The organism is Mycobacterium sp. NPDC048908 (assembly GCF_043197955.1).
In the GTDB taxonomy this organism is placed as follows: Bacteria; Actinomycetota; Actinomycetes; order Mycobacteriales; family Mycobacteriaceae; genus Mycobacterium.
In genome coordinates this window covers 1-13273 of record NZ_JBICUE010000025.1, presented here as the reverse complement: position 1 = coordinate 13273, position 13273 = coordinate 1, and the positions used below count along the sequence as shown (strand labels likewise).

Here is a 13273-nt window from a genome sequence, read left to right as displayed (position 1 = left end):
TAACGATTCCGACTCGGCGCGGACTCGGGAAACCGCGATGTGCACTGTGACCTGTGGGAAAGCAGTGACAGATGTGACTAGCCGTCGAGGCCGGGCGAGCCGCGCCCGAATCGGTGCAGCTGTGTCACGTGCTGCGGGGTCAACTCGTCCAGCGACGTCACGCCGAGCAACCGCATCGTGCGCGTGACCTGCGCGGAAAGGATGTCGATTGCCCGGTTGACGCCGGCCTCCCCTCCGGCCATCAGGCCGTAGAGGTAGGCCCGGCCGACGAGCGTGAAGCGGGCGCCGAGCGCGATCGCGGCCACGACGTCGGCTCCAGACATGATTCCGGTGTCCAGCAAAATCTCGGTGTCGCCGCCGAGTTCGCGTGCCACCGCGGGCAACAGGTGGAATGGCACCGGCGCCCGGTCGAGTTGCCGACCGCCGTGATTGGACAGCAACACGCCGTCGACCCCGAGGTCAACGACCGCCCTGGCGTCTTCTAGCGTCTGAATTCCCTTGACCACCAACTTGTTCGGCCACTGCGTCTTGATCCACGCCAGGTCCTCGAACGTCACGGTGGGGTCGAACATGGTGTCCAGGTACTGCTGGACGGTCCCGGGCCACCGGTCCAGCGACGCGAATGACAACGGCTCCGTGGTCAACAAGTCGAACCACCAGCGTGGCCGCGGCAGCGCGTCCAGCACCGTGCGCAGCGTCAAGGTCGGGGGAATCGACATGCCGTTGCGCGTGTCACGCAACCGTGCGCCCGCCACCGGCACGTCGACGGTCACCAGTAGCGTGTCGAAGCCTGCCGCGGCCGCCCGCTCGACCAGTGCCATCGAGCGATCCCTGTCTTTCCACATGTAGAGCTGAAACCAATTGCGGCCATGCGGGTTTGCCGCCTTGACATCTTCGATGGAGCTGGTGCCCAGCGTCGAAAGCGAGAATGGGATGCCAGCTCTCGCCGCCGCACGGGCGCCCGCTATCTCGCCCTCGGTTTGCATCAACCGGGTGAACCCGGTTGGCGCAATTCCGAACGGCAGCGCGACATGGTCACCGAGCACAGTGCGGCCAGTGTCGACCTTCTCGACGTTGCGCAGGATGGTCGGGTGGAACTCGACGTCGACGAACGCCTGCCTGGCACGAGCCAACGAGAGTTCTTCTTCTGCGGCGCCGTCGGTGTAGTCGAACGCGGCTTTCGGCGTGCGACGCTTCGCGATTCGGCGCAGGTCCTCGATCGTCAACGCCGAGGCCAGTCGTCGTTGAGTTCCGTTAAGTTGCGGCTTCTTGAAGCCGATCAGCGGTGCCAGTTCACGGGGCCGGGGCACTCGGCGTTTCATGGTGGCCACCGGTCAGTCGGCGGCCAACGCGCGCTGGATGCTCGCCCGTCGCTGTTCGATGGTGCGGCCGATGTCCTGAAGCAGAAGCGGCTTTCGTCCCACCAGTTCTTCGATGTGTTCGCGGTCGATCTGCAAGACGGTCACCTCTTCGAGCGCGTAGGCGGTGGTGGCAGCGGGCTCTCGGGTCAGCGTGGTGCTGCCGAGGAAGTCGCCCTCCTCGAGGGTACGCACCGGGACAATTGCCCCGTCGTCGCCCGCCACGACCAGTCGCACATGGCCGTTGACGATGAACGTCATGCATTTGGGCACCTGGCCTGGGACTTGGAGGTGCTCATCGGTCCCGTACCTGGTGAGCCGGACGCGGGGAAGTAACTCATCCTGCTCGGCCTGGGTCAGTCGCAGTGTCGGGGCGATGATGCGCAGCGACGCCTCAAGCCGTTCGCGCGTTTCGAATTCGTCCTCGGCCTCGTCGAGGTGTAGTCCGGCCCGCCGCGACGCATACCAGACCCAGCGCAGGAAGGTCGCCTGCGCGACGATGTCGTCAGCGGGGGTCCGCAGCGGTATCACCGTGCGGTAGTTCATGCCTCCGGCGAACCGGCTGACGGGCATGGCATCGGGCCGCAGCTGAGGGAGCGCCGCAGCCGCTTTGCTGAGCATGGCGCAGACATCGTCGGGCGCATCGTCGAATCCGAACGAGGTGGTGACGACCAGGGAATGGGTGCCGGCCGGACGGCTGAAGTTGGTGAACGATGCGGCGGCAAGCACCGAGTTCGGCATCACCAGCAACCCGCGGCCGGTGTCGATATGGGTTGCGCGCCAATTGACTTCGACCACCCGGCCGCGCGCGGTGGGGGTCTCGATCCAGTCGCCGAGCTGGAACGGCTGCTCGAAGAGGACGAACAGGCCGGAGATGATCTGGCCGACGGAGTTCTGCAGGGTCAGGCCGAGCACGATCGACGACACACCCAAAGCGGTGAACAACCCGCCGATGTGTGCACCCCAGATGTAGGCGAGGATCAACCCGACGCCGACGGCGATCAGCGCGAAGCGCGCGACATCGAGGAAGATCGATGGAATCCGCCTGCGCCACGACCCTTCTGGCGCTCCTTGGAACACCGTGGCGTTGGTGCCGGACAGCAGCAGCACGAGCACCACGAACCCGAAAACCGTGGCGACGATGCGCACCGGCGTGGTCTCGCCGGAGATCTGCATCGCTCCGACGAGCAGAATCAGCAGCGCGCCGAGCGGAAGGATGTAGGCGCGCACCAGATGCACCGGTCGCGCCAACGAACTGTCGCGCCTGCGCAGTGCATTCTGCAGTTCGGTGAGCAGCACCAGGCAGACGGGGAAGCCGATCGCCACGCCGACCGCCCAGTAGAACCAGGGGGAGTCCAGCAATTCGGTCATGGCTGCCGGTCTGTCAATCGCCAGATCGGCTGCTCTTCACCGTCGACGACGATCGCTCCCACCGAGTTGAACGCGCGGGTGTCCCGCATCGCGTCGTACACCCGTGAGGTGACGTACACCCCTGGTTGCGGCGACCCACTTTGCACCTGGTAGGCCAGGTTGACCGCCGATCCCCACATGTCGTACGCCAGCGTGGACCGGCCAACCAGGCCGCTCGTCACGGTGCCGGTGTCGATGCCTGCCCGCAGCTTCAAGTCGTTGCCGGTCTCGGCGTTGAACCGGTCGATGGTGCGCTGCATCTCGATGGCGAAGTCCACGGTGCGGCGCACGTTGTCCAATCTGGGGGTACTGAGTCCGCAGCTGGCGAGGTAGCCGTTGTGCAACGTGCGAACCTGCTCGACACCGAGATTCTCTGCAGCGGAGTCGAACTGACGTGTCAGCCGGTTCACGATCGCGAGTAGTTCTTCGGAGCTGAGGTCGTCGGAGAGCTCATCGAGGCCGACGATGTCGGCGAAGATCACCGTGACGTTCTGATGGTCCTGGGCGATGGTCTCCTCGCCCTCACGGTAACGCCGAACCACTTGTTCGGGCATCAGGGAGCGCAGCAACCGGTCGTTCTCGCCGCGCTGCTCGGCGAGGAGGTCCTCCTTGATCGCGAGGTTGCGGCTCATGTCGTTGAACGCGACGGTCAGGTCGCCGAATTCGTCGCGCGATTTCACCGGCAGGGTGACGTTGTAGTCGCCCGCACTGATCTGCTGGGCACCCGCCTCGAGTCTGCGGATCGGCCGAACGAACAGTCGCGCCAGCAACATGGCGGCCAAGCAGACCACGAAAATGATGACGGCCGTTGAGATCACCAGCGTCTGCGTGAAGGTGGCGACGGGTTGGAACGCCTCGCCCGTGTCGATCTTTGCGACGATTGACCAGTGCAGCCCGCGAAGGTTGACCGGTGCGTAGGCCTGCAGGGTCCGATGACCTAGATAGTCGTCCTCGATCAGCGTGCCGGACTGACCGCGTTGCGCCAGCCTGATCGCTTCGCTCGCCACCGGTTGCACCAACGTAGTGCCATGCTGGCGCATCGATTCCTCGGCGACGTCTGGTGGAGTTCCCGCGTTGACCACATCGCTTCTGAACTCGTCGCGGTTCTCGAGGAACAACCGCGAATCAGACCGCATCAGGTCGTCCGGGCCGACCAAGTAGGTCTCGCCGGTCTTACCCATACCGGCCTGCTCCCACTTCTGGTTGACCGTCATCAGGTCGTTGATCTTGGAGATCGGAAACTGCAGCGCCAGAACGCCTTCCACCCGACCTTGTGGGCCCACCGGTGCCACCATCCAGGCGGTCGGCTCGTCGGCAGGCTGGTAATCCCCGAAGTCGGTGACCCCGACGTAGTCCACCGCGTGGGAAGCCAGCGCCTTCTGGTAGGCGTCGCGAAGTTCGTTCTCGCGATACGGCCCGTTGAGGATGTTGGTGCCGAGGTCGACGCCCTTGTAGGCGCTGTAGACGACGTTGCCTCGGGTGTCGAGCAGCAAGGCGTCCTCAAACGAGAAGCGCAACACGATCTCGCGGAAGAAGTCGTTGAACCGGGCGTTGGCGGCCGACCACGCGCTGCCGTCGCCCGCGTCGTCGAACCGGATCGCCTGATCCCAGTCCGTGAACCTTGTGGTGTAGTTGGCCTGTAAGTACCTCTGCGCGTTCACGGTTGGCAGCAACCCGGCGATGTCGATCTGGTTGCCGGTCTGCGCCTCTTCGGATTTCTCGAATTGGTTCTTGTAGTAGTCGAGTACCGCCTGCCACTGCGGCGGGCTGACGGTGGCGGTGTTGAGTTGGTCGAACGCGGCGGTGAACGCCTCGATCGCCTCGGTGGTCGTCGCGCCGCGGGTGTAGACCACCAGCGAGTCCTCCAGGTCGTTGAACTTCGCCTCGAGTTGTCGCGACTGGGATTCGCGGATCTCGGTCAGCCGGTCGAACGCCGCAGCGCGCAGCGAACTCCGCCCGGACTGGAAGCCGATGGCACCGACGACGGCGGCCGACAAGATGCTCGTCACCAACAGCATCACCAACAGCTTGGACTGGATGCTGATCCGCGACATGATTCGACGGCGTAAGCTGCGGGCCTTCGGCGCAGGGGCCGCCTCCGGTTCGACCGAAGAGTCCGCGTCGGTGGTTGTCGTCATTGAATCCCGAACCTTAGCTTGCGAAACTTGCCAATGACATGACAGTCGGCAAATCGTTCGATCTGCGTCGCTTCGTCGACGCCCAGGACCGCGTGTACGACACTGTGGTCGCCGAACTGCGCGACGGCGCCAAGCTCAGCCATTGGATCTGGTTCATCTTTCCTCAGCTGCGCGGCCTGGGCCGTAGCGGCACCGCAACGCACTACGGCATCGCATCGCTCGACGAGGCGCGTGCGTACCTGGCGCACCCGGTGCTGGGGCCGCGGTTACGGGAGTGCACCCGACTGGTCACCGCGATCGAGGGACGATCGGTCGACCAGATCTTCGGCTGGCCCGACAACGTGAAGGTGCGCTCGTCGATGACGCTGTTCGCGCACGCGACCGACGACCCCGACGTTCGAGGGGAATTCCGCGGCGTGCTGGACAAGTTCTACGACGGCGAAGAGGATCCCGCCACCCTCGAGCTTCTCAACGCGGCGCGATGATCAGCCAGCCGTGGGCGGGCACCTCGACGTCGGTGACCACTGTCTGCGGCGGCGCACCCGAACCGGCGACGATCTGGGCCTCACCGAAGCCGATGTCGCCCAGCGCCACCGACAACGGCACATCAACCGCGTTCAGCGCCACCACCAGCACGTCGGAGCCGTTGCGGGTGGCGTAGAGGTACTGCGTGTTGGTCAGCTGCAACGGTGCGGTCCTCGCGGTGTGCAGCCATGGGTGACGGCGGCGCAACCCGATCAGGTACTGATGCAGCCGGAAGATGTCATGGCCATGTTCGTCGACACCCATCAGCGGGGCAGTGAACTCCGGTCGCACCGCATCGTCGCCGCCGAACCGCTCCTCCTTGACGCCTTGATAGCCGGCTTCGTCGCCCGCGTAGACGCTCGGCGTGCCCCCCGTCGTGAACAGCAGCACCAGCGCATGCTCGAGGTGGCTGGTGTTGTCCAGCCGACTGGCGATCCGGGTGACGTCGTGATTGCCGACGAACGTCATCGGCACGAACTCGTCGAGAAACTCGTTGTGACGCACCAACGCCCAGTCGAGCTCGTGGAAATTGCCGTCGTTGAGGCTGCTCCAGATCGCTTTCCACAGCTCGTACTGGGTGACCGAGTCGAAGCCCGACTCGCGGACTCGGGCCGAGTAGTCGCCATGGATCACTTCGCCGACCACCCATGCGTCGGGGAACTGTTCGCGGACCCGGGGTAGCACAGCGGCCCAGAACCGGTCGGCGACGGCGTAGGCGGCGTCGAGACGCCAGCCGTCGGCGCCGCGCCGCAGCCAATGCGTCATCACCTCGACGGTGTAGTCGATGACCTCGGGGTTGTCGTGGTCGAGCGCGATCAGCTCGCCGTGCCCTTCGAAGGTGTCAAACGCGTTGCCGCGCTTGCGAAACCACTGCGTGCGCGGGAAGTCGGTCGCGACGTGATTGAACACGCCGTCGAGCAGCACCCGCAATCCGCGCCCTCTGGCCTCGGCGATGAGGTGGTCGAAGTCTCCGTCGTCACCGAGCCGCGGGTCGATGCGGTAATGGTCGGTCGTGTCATAGCCGTGGGTGCGCGACGCGAAGATCGGCCCGAGCGCGATCCCGGAGGCGCCGAGTTCGATGGCATGGTCGAACCAGTCGACGATTCGGCGCAGCCGGTGGTCGTCGGGGGTCGGCGGTGGTTCGGCCGGATACGCGCCGACGAAGCCGAGCGGATAGACCTGCCACCAGATGGCGTGCTCGACCCAGGCCGGTTCTGTCATACCCGAAACTTCGCTTCGTACAGGGCGTGCATCTGTTCGGCGAGCTCTTGCGCGGGCCCGTCGACGGTTACCCCGGGTGCAACGGCGTTGATCGGCAACGGGGCGACCGGCGACGGCGGTGCGCCCCACTCGGTGAGCCACTGGGTCAGTTGCTCCGACGAGGCGGCGTAGACAATGCGTCCCAGCCCCACCCATGCGTGTCCGGCCGAGCACATCGGGCAGTGCTCACCGGAGGTGTACACGGTCGCGCGGGCCCGCTCGTCTGGAGTCAGGTTGTCGACGGCCCAGCGGGCGATCGCGAACTCGGGGTGGCGCGTGTGGTCGCCGTCCTTGACGCGGTTGCGATCTTCGAACAGCGTGGCGCCCGCGCTGTCCACCAGGATCGACCCGAACGGCTCGTCACCGTCGTCGAGTGCCGTCCGTGCGAGGTCCACGCAGCGGCGGAGGCGTTCGAGGTCGTCGTCGCTGATCGCCACAGGCCGGAGTTTACGCAGCCGCGAGTTCGCGCCGTCGCGACCGGGTCAGCGGGTAGCAGGCCAGCCCGATCAACAGCGCGCTGAAGTGGCCGACGTTGGTGAAATCGCGTTTGACCGCCAGCACGGCGCCGAAGATGAGGACCGCGGTGACGAGGTACGGCCATCGCCACCGTCGCGGTACGTGGTACGTGAGCACTCCGACGATGCCCACCACGAAGTAGCTCACGCCGATGTCTCTGGCGTCGATCAACCGGGGCGACGTGATGGCCTCCTGGATCCGCCAGTACAGGTACCCCTCGCCCAGGTAGGTGGCCACGACATGGCTTGTGAGGCCGACGATCAGCCAGCGCAGCGGGCCCAGCCACCGCTCGGTGGGCGCGATGAACAAGGTGAACACGATAAGGTAGGGCCACCAGTACTTGCCGTCGATCCAGAGCAGGCTCTGAACAAGCACCCGGATCGGATCAGACCCCAGGTGATGCAGGTTCGTCGACTCCTTCCGCAGCAGCGCGTGCAGATGCCTGGCGGGGATGGCGTGCTGAATGATCGTCGTGATCAGCAGCACGCCAAGCCACGTGTAGGTCAGCGGCGCCGTTTTCACGTAGCGCCAAACGCTTGTCATGCGATCGAGTCTCAGTGACAGACCTCGAGCCGGCATGCGCACGACGCCAGGATCGGCACGTCGGCCCTCGCCTCGAGCAACTGCAGGCGTTGCCCGATGATGGCTGCCTCGGCGGTGCGGCCAAGCCGTTGCAGGCATTCGTGGTAACCGTGCAGGCTCCACACATTGCCGGGATGTTGGCACGGCCGGGCCAGCGTCGGATCGAGCCCGAGGTCGGCCGCGTACACCTGCGCGGCCTCCTCGACGCGGCCCTGTTCGAGGAGCAGCGCGCCATACGCGTGCCGGGTCGGTTGCATCCAGCCCCACGGCTCGTCGTACGGCAATGTGTCGTCGAGTTCGATCGCCCGCCGCAGGTGAGCGAACGCGTCGTCGAATCGGCCTTCCCGATAGTCGATTTCGCCATCGAGCATCTCACCGGCGATCGCCAGGATGTCGCGTGCGGTGTTGTTGAACAGGTAGCGGGTCTCCGGAATCCGCGCGTACGCCTCGGCGAACGCCAGGCGTTCGGCATGCGCTTGCGGCAGCTGCCCCTTGGCCGCGTGCGCGACGCCGCGGCCGTAATGGATGGTTGCGGTTGTGCTGCAATACAACTGGACGTCCTGCGGCAGCGGCAGTGCGATCAACTCGTCCCAACGGCCGAACCGCACCCACACGTGAACCTTCAATGGTACGAACGCCTCCAGCCAGTCCGCCATCGGCGGTGACTCGATCGCCAGCAACTCGGGCGTCAGCTGGGCCGCGAGTTCCTCGGCGGCATCGAAGGCGGCCCGCGAATTGCCTTCGAACATCGCCGAGTAGACGATGAAGTGCAAATTGTGCGCCCGATACAGCGAGTAGAAGTTGAGCGGCCCCTCGCGCTGGACGAATTGGTGGTCCGCTTGTACCGCAGCCTGATTCGCCACCACCGAGTCGCGATAGTTGCCGCACAGCACATCGATGTGACTGGGCATGTGTTCGAGGTGTCCGGCGTCGGGCACCAGACCGCGCAGCAGGTCGGCGGCGGGCAGAGCTTCCTCAGGAGTGCCCGACATCTCCATCGTGTGCAGGTACAGGTGCAGCACACCCGGATGTTCGCGGCCCGCAGGAGTGGCCAGTGCGTCATCGAGGATCCGTTTGGCCTCAGCCACCCGCGAACCGGGAGCTGGCTCACCGGTTCTCGTGTCCCACAACGCCCATGCGGTGATGTTGACCAGCGCGTCGGCGGCCAGCGCCTGGACGTCGACGTCGTCGGGATACGCCCGGCCGAGCGCGACCATCGCGTCGGCATAAGCCCCGTGCCCGGCCTGCAGGCCGTCGGTGTCGTCGGGATCGTCGGTCGGGAAGCGGACCTGCAGCGCCTCGATCAGTCCGCGTTCGACCACCGATGCCCGCCCCTTGGCGGCAAGACCGAGTTCCATCCGCGCCCGCGCCAAGGACGCGGACAGGTCGACGGGATCGAAGGCCTCCCACGCCTTGTTGTAGTTCGGGCCGACGGAATAGGCGATACCCCAGCGTGCGATGGCGAGGTCCGCATCGAGTTCAAGCGCACGCTCGAAACAGCGGATCGCCTCGTCGTGGTTGAACGCGTAGGCCCAGACCATGCCGCGGTCAAACCACAGCTGCGCCTGCTGCGACGGCGTCTCAATCGGACGGTGATAGGACCCGAGGTCGTAGTACGAATCGGTCACGCTCGGTGAAACGCGCATGGATCGCACGATAATTCACTCGCGAGGCGGTCGCGGCGATTGCCAGCAGCAAGCCCGCAGCGCCCCAGATCGCCAACCTGACAAGCGGCGTCTGCGCGCCGTTCCCGCCGAAGTAGGACACGCTTCGCAGCAGCGAGACCCCCGAGCCTTGCGGCACGATCGCGGTGAACGTGGAGTAGAAGCCGGACAGCAGCGGCCTGCCCACCGGACCGGCGGCCGCGGCGTTGCCGATGACCACCAGGAAAGCGGTCAACGCCATCGAGGCCACCGAACCGAACGCCGCTGCCACCCCGGTGATCGCTCCGGCGACAGCCATCGAGTAGAGCCACAGTGCGCCGAACACCTGCCAGGTGTGACCGGTGAGTGCGCCGAGAACCACGTCGACGTAAAACGTCACCGCGCCCGCCAGCAGCGCCGAGTAGCCGGCAAGCGTGGTCGTGCGCAGAGCAAGTGTCAGCGGCCGCCGGACGGTACCCATGAGTCGTCCAAGCAGCGCTGCGCCGACCGATGCGCCGATCGAGATGAAGATGATCGCGTAGAACTCGACCGTGCCGGACGGATCGCCCGCCGAGGCCGGGGCAACATCCTCGACGGCCGAGGCCAACCCGGCCTTCGCGGCGATCCCACGGCCCACGGACTCGGCGGCAGTCGCGACGCTCTTGCCGCCGCCGCCCGCGACGTAGATCGTCAGCTCACCCGTCGGGCTCACGGCGAACGCGGCATCGGTCCTCCGCTCGAAGACGTGGTCGCGGGCGGCGCCGGCGTCGCGGACTTCGGTGACAGTCAACGTGTCCTGACTGCGTAGCCCGTCCACCAGTTGAGGCGGACCTGCCACGGCGACAGACATGTTGTGCAGTGTGGGCTTGGCGAATGCGCCGGAGTAACTGGCGGTCATCGCCAGCACGAACAGCGTCAGTCCGATCATCGCGAGCGCCACGGTGCGCACGGCGGCGCGATCGCGGATCGGATGTTGTTCGACGGCATGGTGTTTAGCCATTGTCAGGACCCCTTCGAGGATGTGGTCAGTCCGAGCAGTGCGTTCACGGTGTCGAGCGCCGCGCTGGCGCGCCCGGTCAGGTCGGTCGAGCCAGGGTCTTCCATCCAGGCCCGCAGCACCTCCATGAACCCGCCGACCAGGAACCGGCTGACCGACTCCGGCGTGAGGCTGGCAATGGGGGAGACCACCGGCATGCCCTGCCGCGCGATCTCCTCGCACGCGGGCTGCAATTCAGCGCGGAACGCGGTCACGACCCGCTGGGTCACCGCACTCGGCACGACATTGCGGTACATCGAACGGTGTTCGGCGGCGAAGTCGAACAAACGCAGGATGCGGGCCCGGGCGTCACCGACGATGTTCGCCGCCGCTGCGGCAAACGCGACGCTGAACGCATTCGCAACGGCGTCGTCACGGTCGGCGAAGTGTCGATAGAACACCTGCCTGCTCACCCCCGCACGAGCGACGATGTCGCCGACCGTCAACTCGTCGACGGGCCGCTCATGAGCGAGGGCGAACGCGGCCTCGCGCAGCAGAGTCCGCACCCGTTCGGCGCGGGGATCGATGCTGTGCGTTCGGGCAGCCATACGAGCAGCGTAGGCGACTTCGTTGACAGTTGACTACGAAAATTTAGGTAATCTAAGTCAACTTCCGCGTCCGGTGTGACGGCCGCTACCTCAGAAGGTGTGCAGTACAGCGGCGGCGGCCGCGAGTATGAGCCCGACCACCGCGGCGGCCATGTCCTTGGCACCGTCGGATGCCCTCAGGTGGAATGCGATGGCGCCGATCGACAGCAATACCAGCCCTATGGCGGCGGCGATACCGAGCGGCGGCCAGATCAGGCCCACCAGCACGCCGGCGACGCCCACGAGCTCACACACGCCGATCAGCCGCCATTGCAGTGGCGCGACGCCGAGGTGATCCCGGACGGCCAGCGACTGCCGAACACCGAGCAACTTGATGCTCGCGGCGAAGGTGAACAGGGCCGCGAGCAGGATCGTCACGACTACGGTGGCGGTGTCCATACTTACTCAGAGTAAGTCGGTGACGCCGCCCGCCGCGCCGCTGTTCGTGCTTGCGCGATCCGGATCGAGGGGTCTGGGCCGGAACCCGGCACACCTGGCTGGGATTCGCCTCGGCCAGTGGACGATTCAGCGTCGACCGGTGACTGTCAGTCGGACCTCTCTTCGCGGCACCAGAGCAATTCCGCGCGGCACCGGGGCAGCGCCGGAATCCGCCTCCGAACGGAAGGTACTCGAACGGCGTCGGCGAGGCACCGAGGAACCTGTCGGGATCGAACCGATTCGGGTGTGTCCACCGCGACGGATCGAAGTGCACGGCGGGCAATGCAACACCGACCACGTCGCCCGGTGACCGCTGCACGCCGTCTACGGCGAGCGGCACAGTGAGTCTGCGCAGCACGACCGGGACGGCGGGATGCATGCGCAAGGTCTCGGACACGACTGCCGACAGATACGGCAACTCGGGCATTGCGTCGGGCCTGGTCGCGGTCTGGAGTTCTGCGAGCACCCGATTGCGCACATCTGGCTCGCGGTGAATGTGGTACATCGCCCACATCAGCGCGCCGGCCGTGGTGTCGTGGCCCGCGGCGACGAGCGTACGCAGTTGCTGAAGAAGGTCGTCGGAATCCATTCCAGCAGCGTGGTTTCCGATGATCAGTGCGCCGAGCATGCTGGTATCGGTGGTGTCGGGCCGGTGTGCGTCGATCTGCTCTTGCAACAGCTCATCGAAGCGGGCGCGCATCCGGACTAACCGTGCCCACGGCCCGATCCCTGCGAATTGCTTGCGCAGGAACGGCATCAGCATCAACGCAGCGTTGTTGGCGCGCAACAAGCCGGTGGCCACGTCGGCGAGTTCGTCACACCGGTCGGTGTTCTCGAACCCGAACGACGCGAGGATGATGATCCGCAGAGCGATCGACCGGGCCGCCTCTGAGAGTGGGATCAGGTCGCCGAGCCGCCATCGCGCCGGTCACCGACCTCAGTCACGACGAGTTGATCGCCTGAGCCCGGCCAGTGATCCGCCAGCTTCTGGTCGGTCCGGCGCCGAGCCGACTCGACAGCCCGCGTTAGAACGTGTTCTAGTACAGCGGTGCTGGACTGGACCTTGGAGAACCTCAGCGCCGACGAAGTAATACGGCTGCGGTCGCTATACGAACCGCTCACCGATTCTGTACGGGCGCTGATCGACGCCACCATCCGCACCGAGGCCGGTGCCGAGACGGTTGCGGCGGCCAAGGCCGAGATCGATGCGGCCACCGCACGGTTGCGCAGCCAGCAGGTGGACGGTTCCTACGGCATCCGGTTCACCACCGACGGCGAGCAGATGCCGTGGGGCAATGTGGTGATCGGCGTGCGTAACCCGGTGGCGCCACCCCTGGTGATCGAGCAGGGCGACGACGGCGGCGTGTTCACCGACTTCCATCTGGGCGCGGCATACGAAGGGCCGCCGGGTCATGTGCATGGGGGAGTCGCGGCTCTTGTTCTCGACCATGTGCTCGGCGCCGCTGCCAGCCGCCCGGACAAGCCGCGCCTCACCGGCACGATCACGCTGCGCTATGTCCGCACCACCCGACTCGGTGACTTGCGCGCCGAAGCCAGGATCGCCCGGAGCGAAGGCGTGAAGACCTACGCCGTCGGCCATCTCGCCGACGACGAAGGCGTGACCGTCGAGGCCGAGGGTGTGTTCATCCAGCCGCGCTGGGCCCGCGACTAGCTCTCAACTTCCGCCGGTGGGTCGGTGTTGCCGTGGAGGAGTTCTTCGGGGTGGTGGGCGTGGTTGATGTCGGGTGGGCGGGTGCCGTCGGTCCAGGCCAGTCGCCCG

At 66.0% G+C, this 13273-nt stretch carries 12 protein-coding genes and 1 pseudogene; 2 read left to right on the top strand and 11 right to left on the bottom strand.

All coding sequences use genetic code 11. From position 1 onward, the window contains the following. Nucleotides 1-77 precede the first annotated feature (77 nt). From ACGFK1_RS31760 to ACGFK1_RS31750, 3 genes are read right to left on the bottom strand one after another with little or no spacing between them, the layout of a single operon-like run. Nucleotides 78-1322, bottom strand: a complete 1245-nt coding sequence (locus tag ACGFK1_RS31760; RefSeq protein ID WP_393439394.1) for an alpha-hydroxy-acid oxidizing protein — start codon at nt 1320-1322, stop codon at nt 78-80. 12 nt (nt 1323-1334) lie between these two features. After that, complete coding sequence (locus ACGFK1_RS31755) at nt 1335-2729, bottom strand: mechanosensitive ion channel domain-containing protein (RefSeq protein WP_393439391.1); 1395 nt, start codon at nt 2727-2729, stop codon at nt 1335-1337. Further along, nucleotides 2726-4906, bottom strand: a complete 2181-nt coding sequence (locus tag ACGFK1_RS31750) for an adenylate/guanylate cyclase domain-containing protein (RefSeq protein ID WP_393439388.1) — start codon at nt 4904-4906, stop codon at nt 2726-2728. Before ACGFK1_RS31750 ends, ACGFK1_RS31755 begins: the two co-directional genes overlap by 4 nt. A 38-nt stretch (nt 4907-4944) precedes the next feature. On the opposite strand from ACGFK1_RS31750, the gene ACGFK1_RS31745 reads away from it, so the two are divergent. Continuing rightward, on the top strand, nt 4945-5391 hold the full coding sequence (locus ACGFK1_RS31745; RefSeq protein ID WP_393439385.1) for a DUF1810 domain-containing protein: 447 nt from the start codon (nt 4945-4947) through the stop codon (nt 5389-5391). Here the strand turns inward: ACGFK1_RS31745 and ACGFK1_RS31740 are convergent. The 8 genes and pseudogenes from ACGFK1_RS31740 to ACGFK1_RS31705 form a co-directional block, all read right to left on the bottom strand. Next, nucleotides 5375-6652, bottom strand: coding sequence for an alpha-amylase family protein (locus ACGFK1_RS31740; protein WP_393439382.1), 1278 nt, complete (start codon nt 6650-6652; stop codon nt 5375-5377). The two genes, ACGFK1_RS31745 and ACGFK1_RS31740, sit on opposite strands and share 17 nt — an antisense overlap. Further along, nucleotides 6649-7128, bottom strand: coding sequence for a nucleoside deaminase (locus ACGFK1_RS31735; RefSeq protein WP_393439379.1), 480 nt, complete (start codon nt 7126-7128; stop codon nt 6649-6651). The genes ACGFK1_RS31740 and ACGFK1_RS31735 overlap by 4 nt, the downstream gene beginning before the upstream one ends. A 10-nt stretch (nt 7129-7138) precedes the next feature. After that, nucleotides 7139-7750 carry a rhomboid-like protein gene (locus ACGFK1_RS31730; RefSeq protein ID WP_393439376.1) on the bottom strand — a complete coding sequence of 204 codons (612 nt, stop codon included), beginning with the start codon at nt 7748-7750 and terminating at the stop codon, nt 7139-7141. An 11-nt stretch (nt 7751-7761) separates the two neighbouring features. Further along, nucleotides 7762-9435 carry a tetratricopeptide repeat protein gene (locus tag ACGFK1_RS31725; RefSeq protein WP_393439373.1) on the bottom strand — a complete coding sequence of 558 codons (1674 nt, stop codon included), beginning with the start codon at nt 9433-9435 and terminating at the stop codon, nt 7762-7764. After that, nucleotides 9371-10432, bottom strand: a complete 1062-nt coding sequence (locus ACGFK1_RS31720; protein WP_393439371.1) for a hypothetical protein — start codon at nt 10430-10432, stop codon at nt 9371-9373. The genes ACGFK1_RS31725 and ACGFK1_RS31720 overlap by 65 nt, the downstream gene beginning before the upstream one ends. 2 nt (nt 10433-10434) lie before the next feature. Then, complete coding sequence (locus ACGFK1_RS31715) at nt 10435-11016, bottom strand: TetR/AcrR family transcriptional regulator (protein WP_393439368.1); 582 nt, start codon at nt 11014-11016, stop codon at nt 10435-10437. 90 nt (nt 11017-11106) lie between these two features. Further along, nucleotides 11107-11454 (bottom strand): DoxX family protein, encoded by a 348-nt coding sequence (locus ACGFK1_RS31710; protein WP_393439365.1) that lies wholly within the window; start codon nt 11452-11454, stop codon nt 11107-11109. Nucleotides 11455-11701: 247 nt separating this feature from the next. Continuing rightward, nucleotides 11702-12349, bottom strand: a pseudogene (locus ACGFK1_RS31705) (cytochrome P450); the annotation flags it as partial. A 192-nt stretch (nt 12350-12541) separates the two neighbouring features. On the opposite strand from ACGFK1_RS31705, the gene ACGFK1_RS31700 reads away from it, so the two are divergent. Then, the gene (locus tag ACGFK1_RS31700; RefSeq protein ID WP_393439362.1) at nt 12542-13165 is read left to right on the top strand and encodes a PaaI family thioesterase; all 624 of its coding nucleotides are present in this window, start codon (nt 12542-12544) and stop codon (nt 13163-13165) included. Nucleotides 13166-13273 lie beyond the last annotated feature (108 nt).

What these genes read in the sequence shown, in the direction of transcription:
- ACGFK1_RS31715 (WP_393439368.1), bottom strand. Translation starts at nt 11,016, where the DNA reads ATGGCTGCCCGAACGCACAGCATCGATCCCCGCGCCGAACGGGTGCGG.
- ACGFK1_RS31755 (WP_393439391.1), bottom strand. Translation starts at nt 2,729, where the DNA reads ATGACCGAATTGCTGGACTCCCCCTGGTTCTACTGGGCGGTCGGCGTG.
- ACGFK1_RS31720 (WP_393439371.1), bottom strand. Translation starts at nt 10,432, where the DNA reads ATGGCTAAACACCATGCCGTCGAACAACATCCGATCCGCGATCGCGCC.
- ACGFK1_RS31725 (WP_393439373.1), bottom strand. Translation starts at nt 9,435, where the DNA reads ATGCGCGTTTCACCGAGCGTGACCGATTCGTACTACGACCTCGGGTCC.
- ACGFK1_RS31760 (WP_393439394.1), bottom strand. Translation starts at nt 1,322, where the DNA reads ATGAAACGCCGAGTGCCCCGGCCCCGTGAACTGGCACCGCTGATCGGC.
- ACGFK1_RS31745 (WP_393439385.1), top strand. Translation starts at nt 4,945, where the DNA reads ATGACAGTCGGCAAATCGTTCGATCTGCGTCGCTTCGTCGACGCCCAG.
- ACGFK1_RS31740 (WP_393439382.1), bottom strand. Translation starts at nt 6,652, where the DNA reads ATGACAGAACCGGCCTGGGTCGAGCACGCCATCTGGTGGCAGGTCTAT.
- ACGFK1_RS31730 (WP_393439376.1), bottom strand. Translation starts at nt 7,750, where the DNA reads ATGACAAGCGTTTGGCGCTACGTGAAAACGGCGCCGCTGACCTACACG.
- ACGFK1_RS31710 (WP_393439365.1), bottom strand. Translation starts at nt 11,454, where the DNA reads ATGGACACCGCCACCGTAGTCGTGACGATCCTGCTCGCGGCCCTGTTC.
- ACGFK1_RS31750 (WP_393439388.1), bottom strand. Translation starts at nt 4,906, where the DNA reads ATGACGACAACCACCGACGCGGACTCTTCGGTCGAACCGGAGGCGGCC.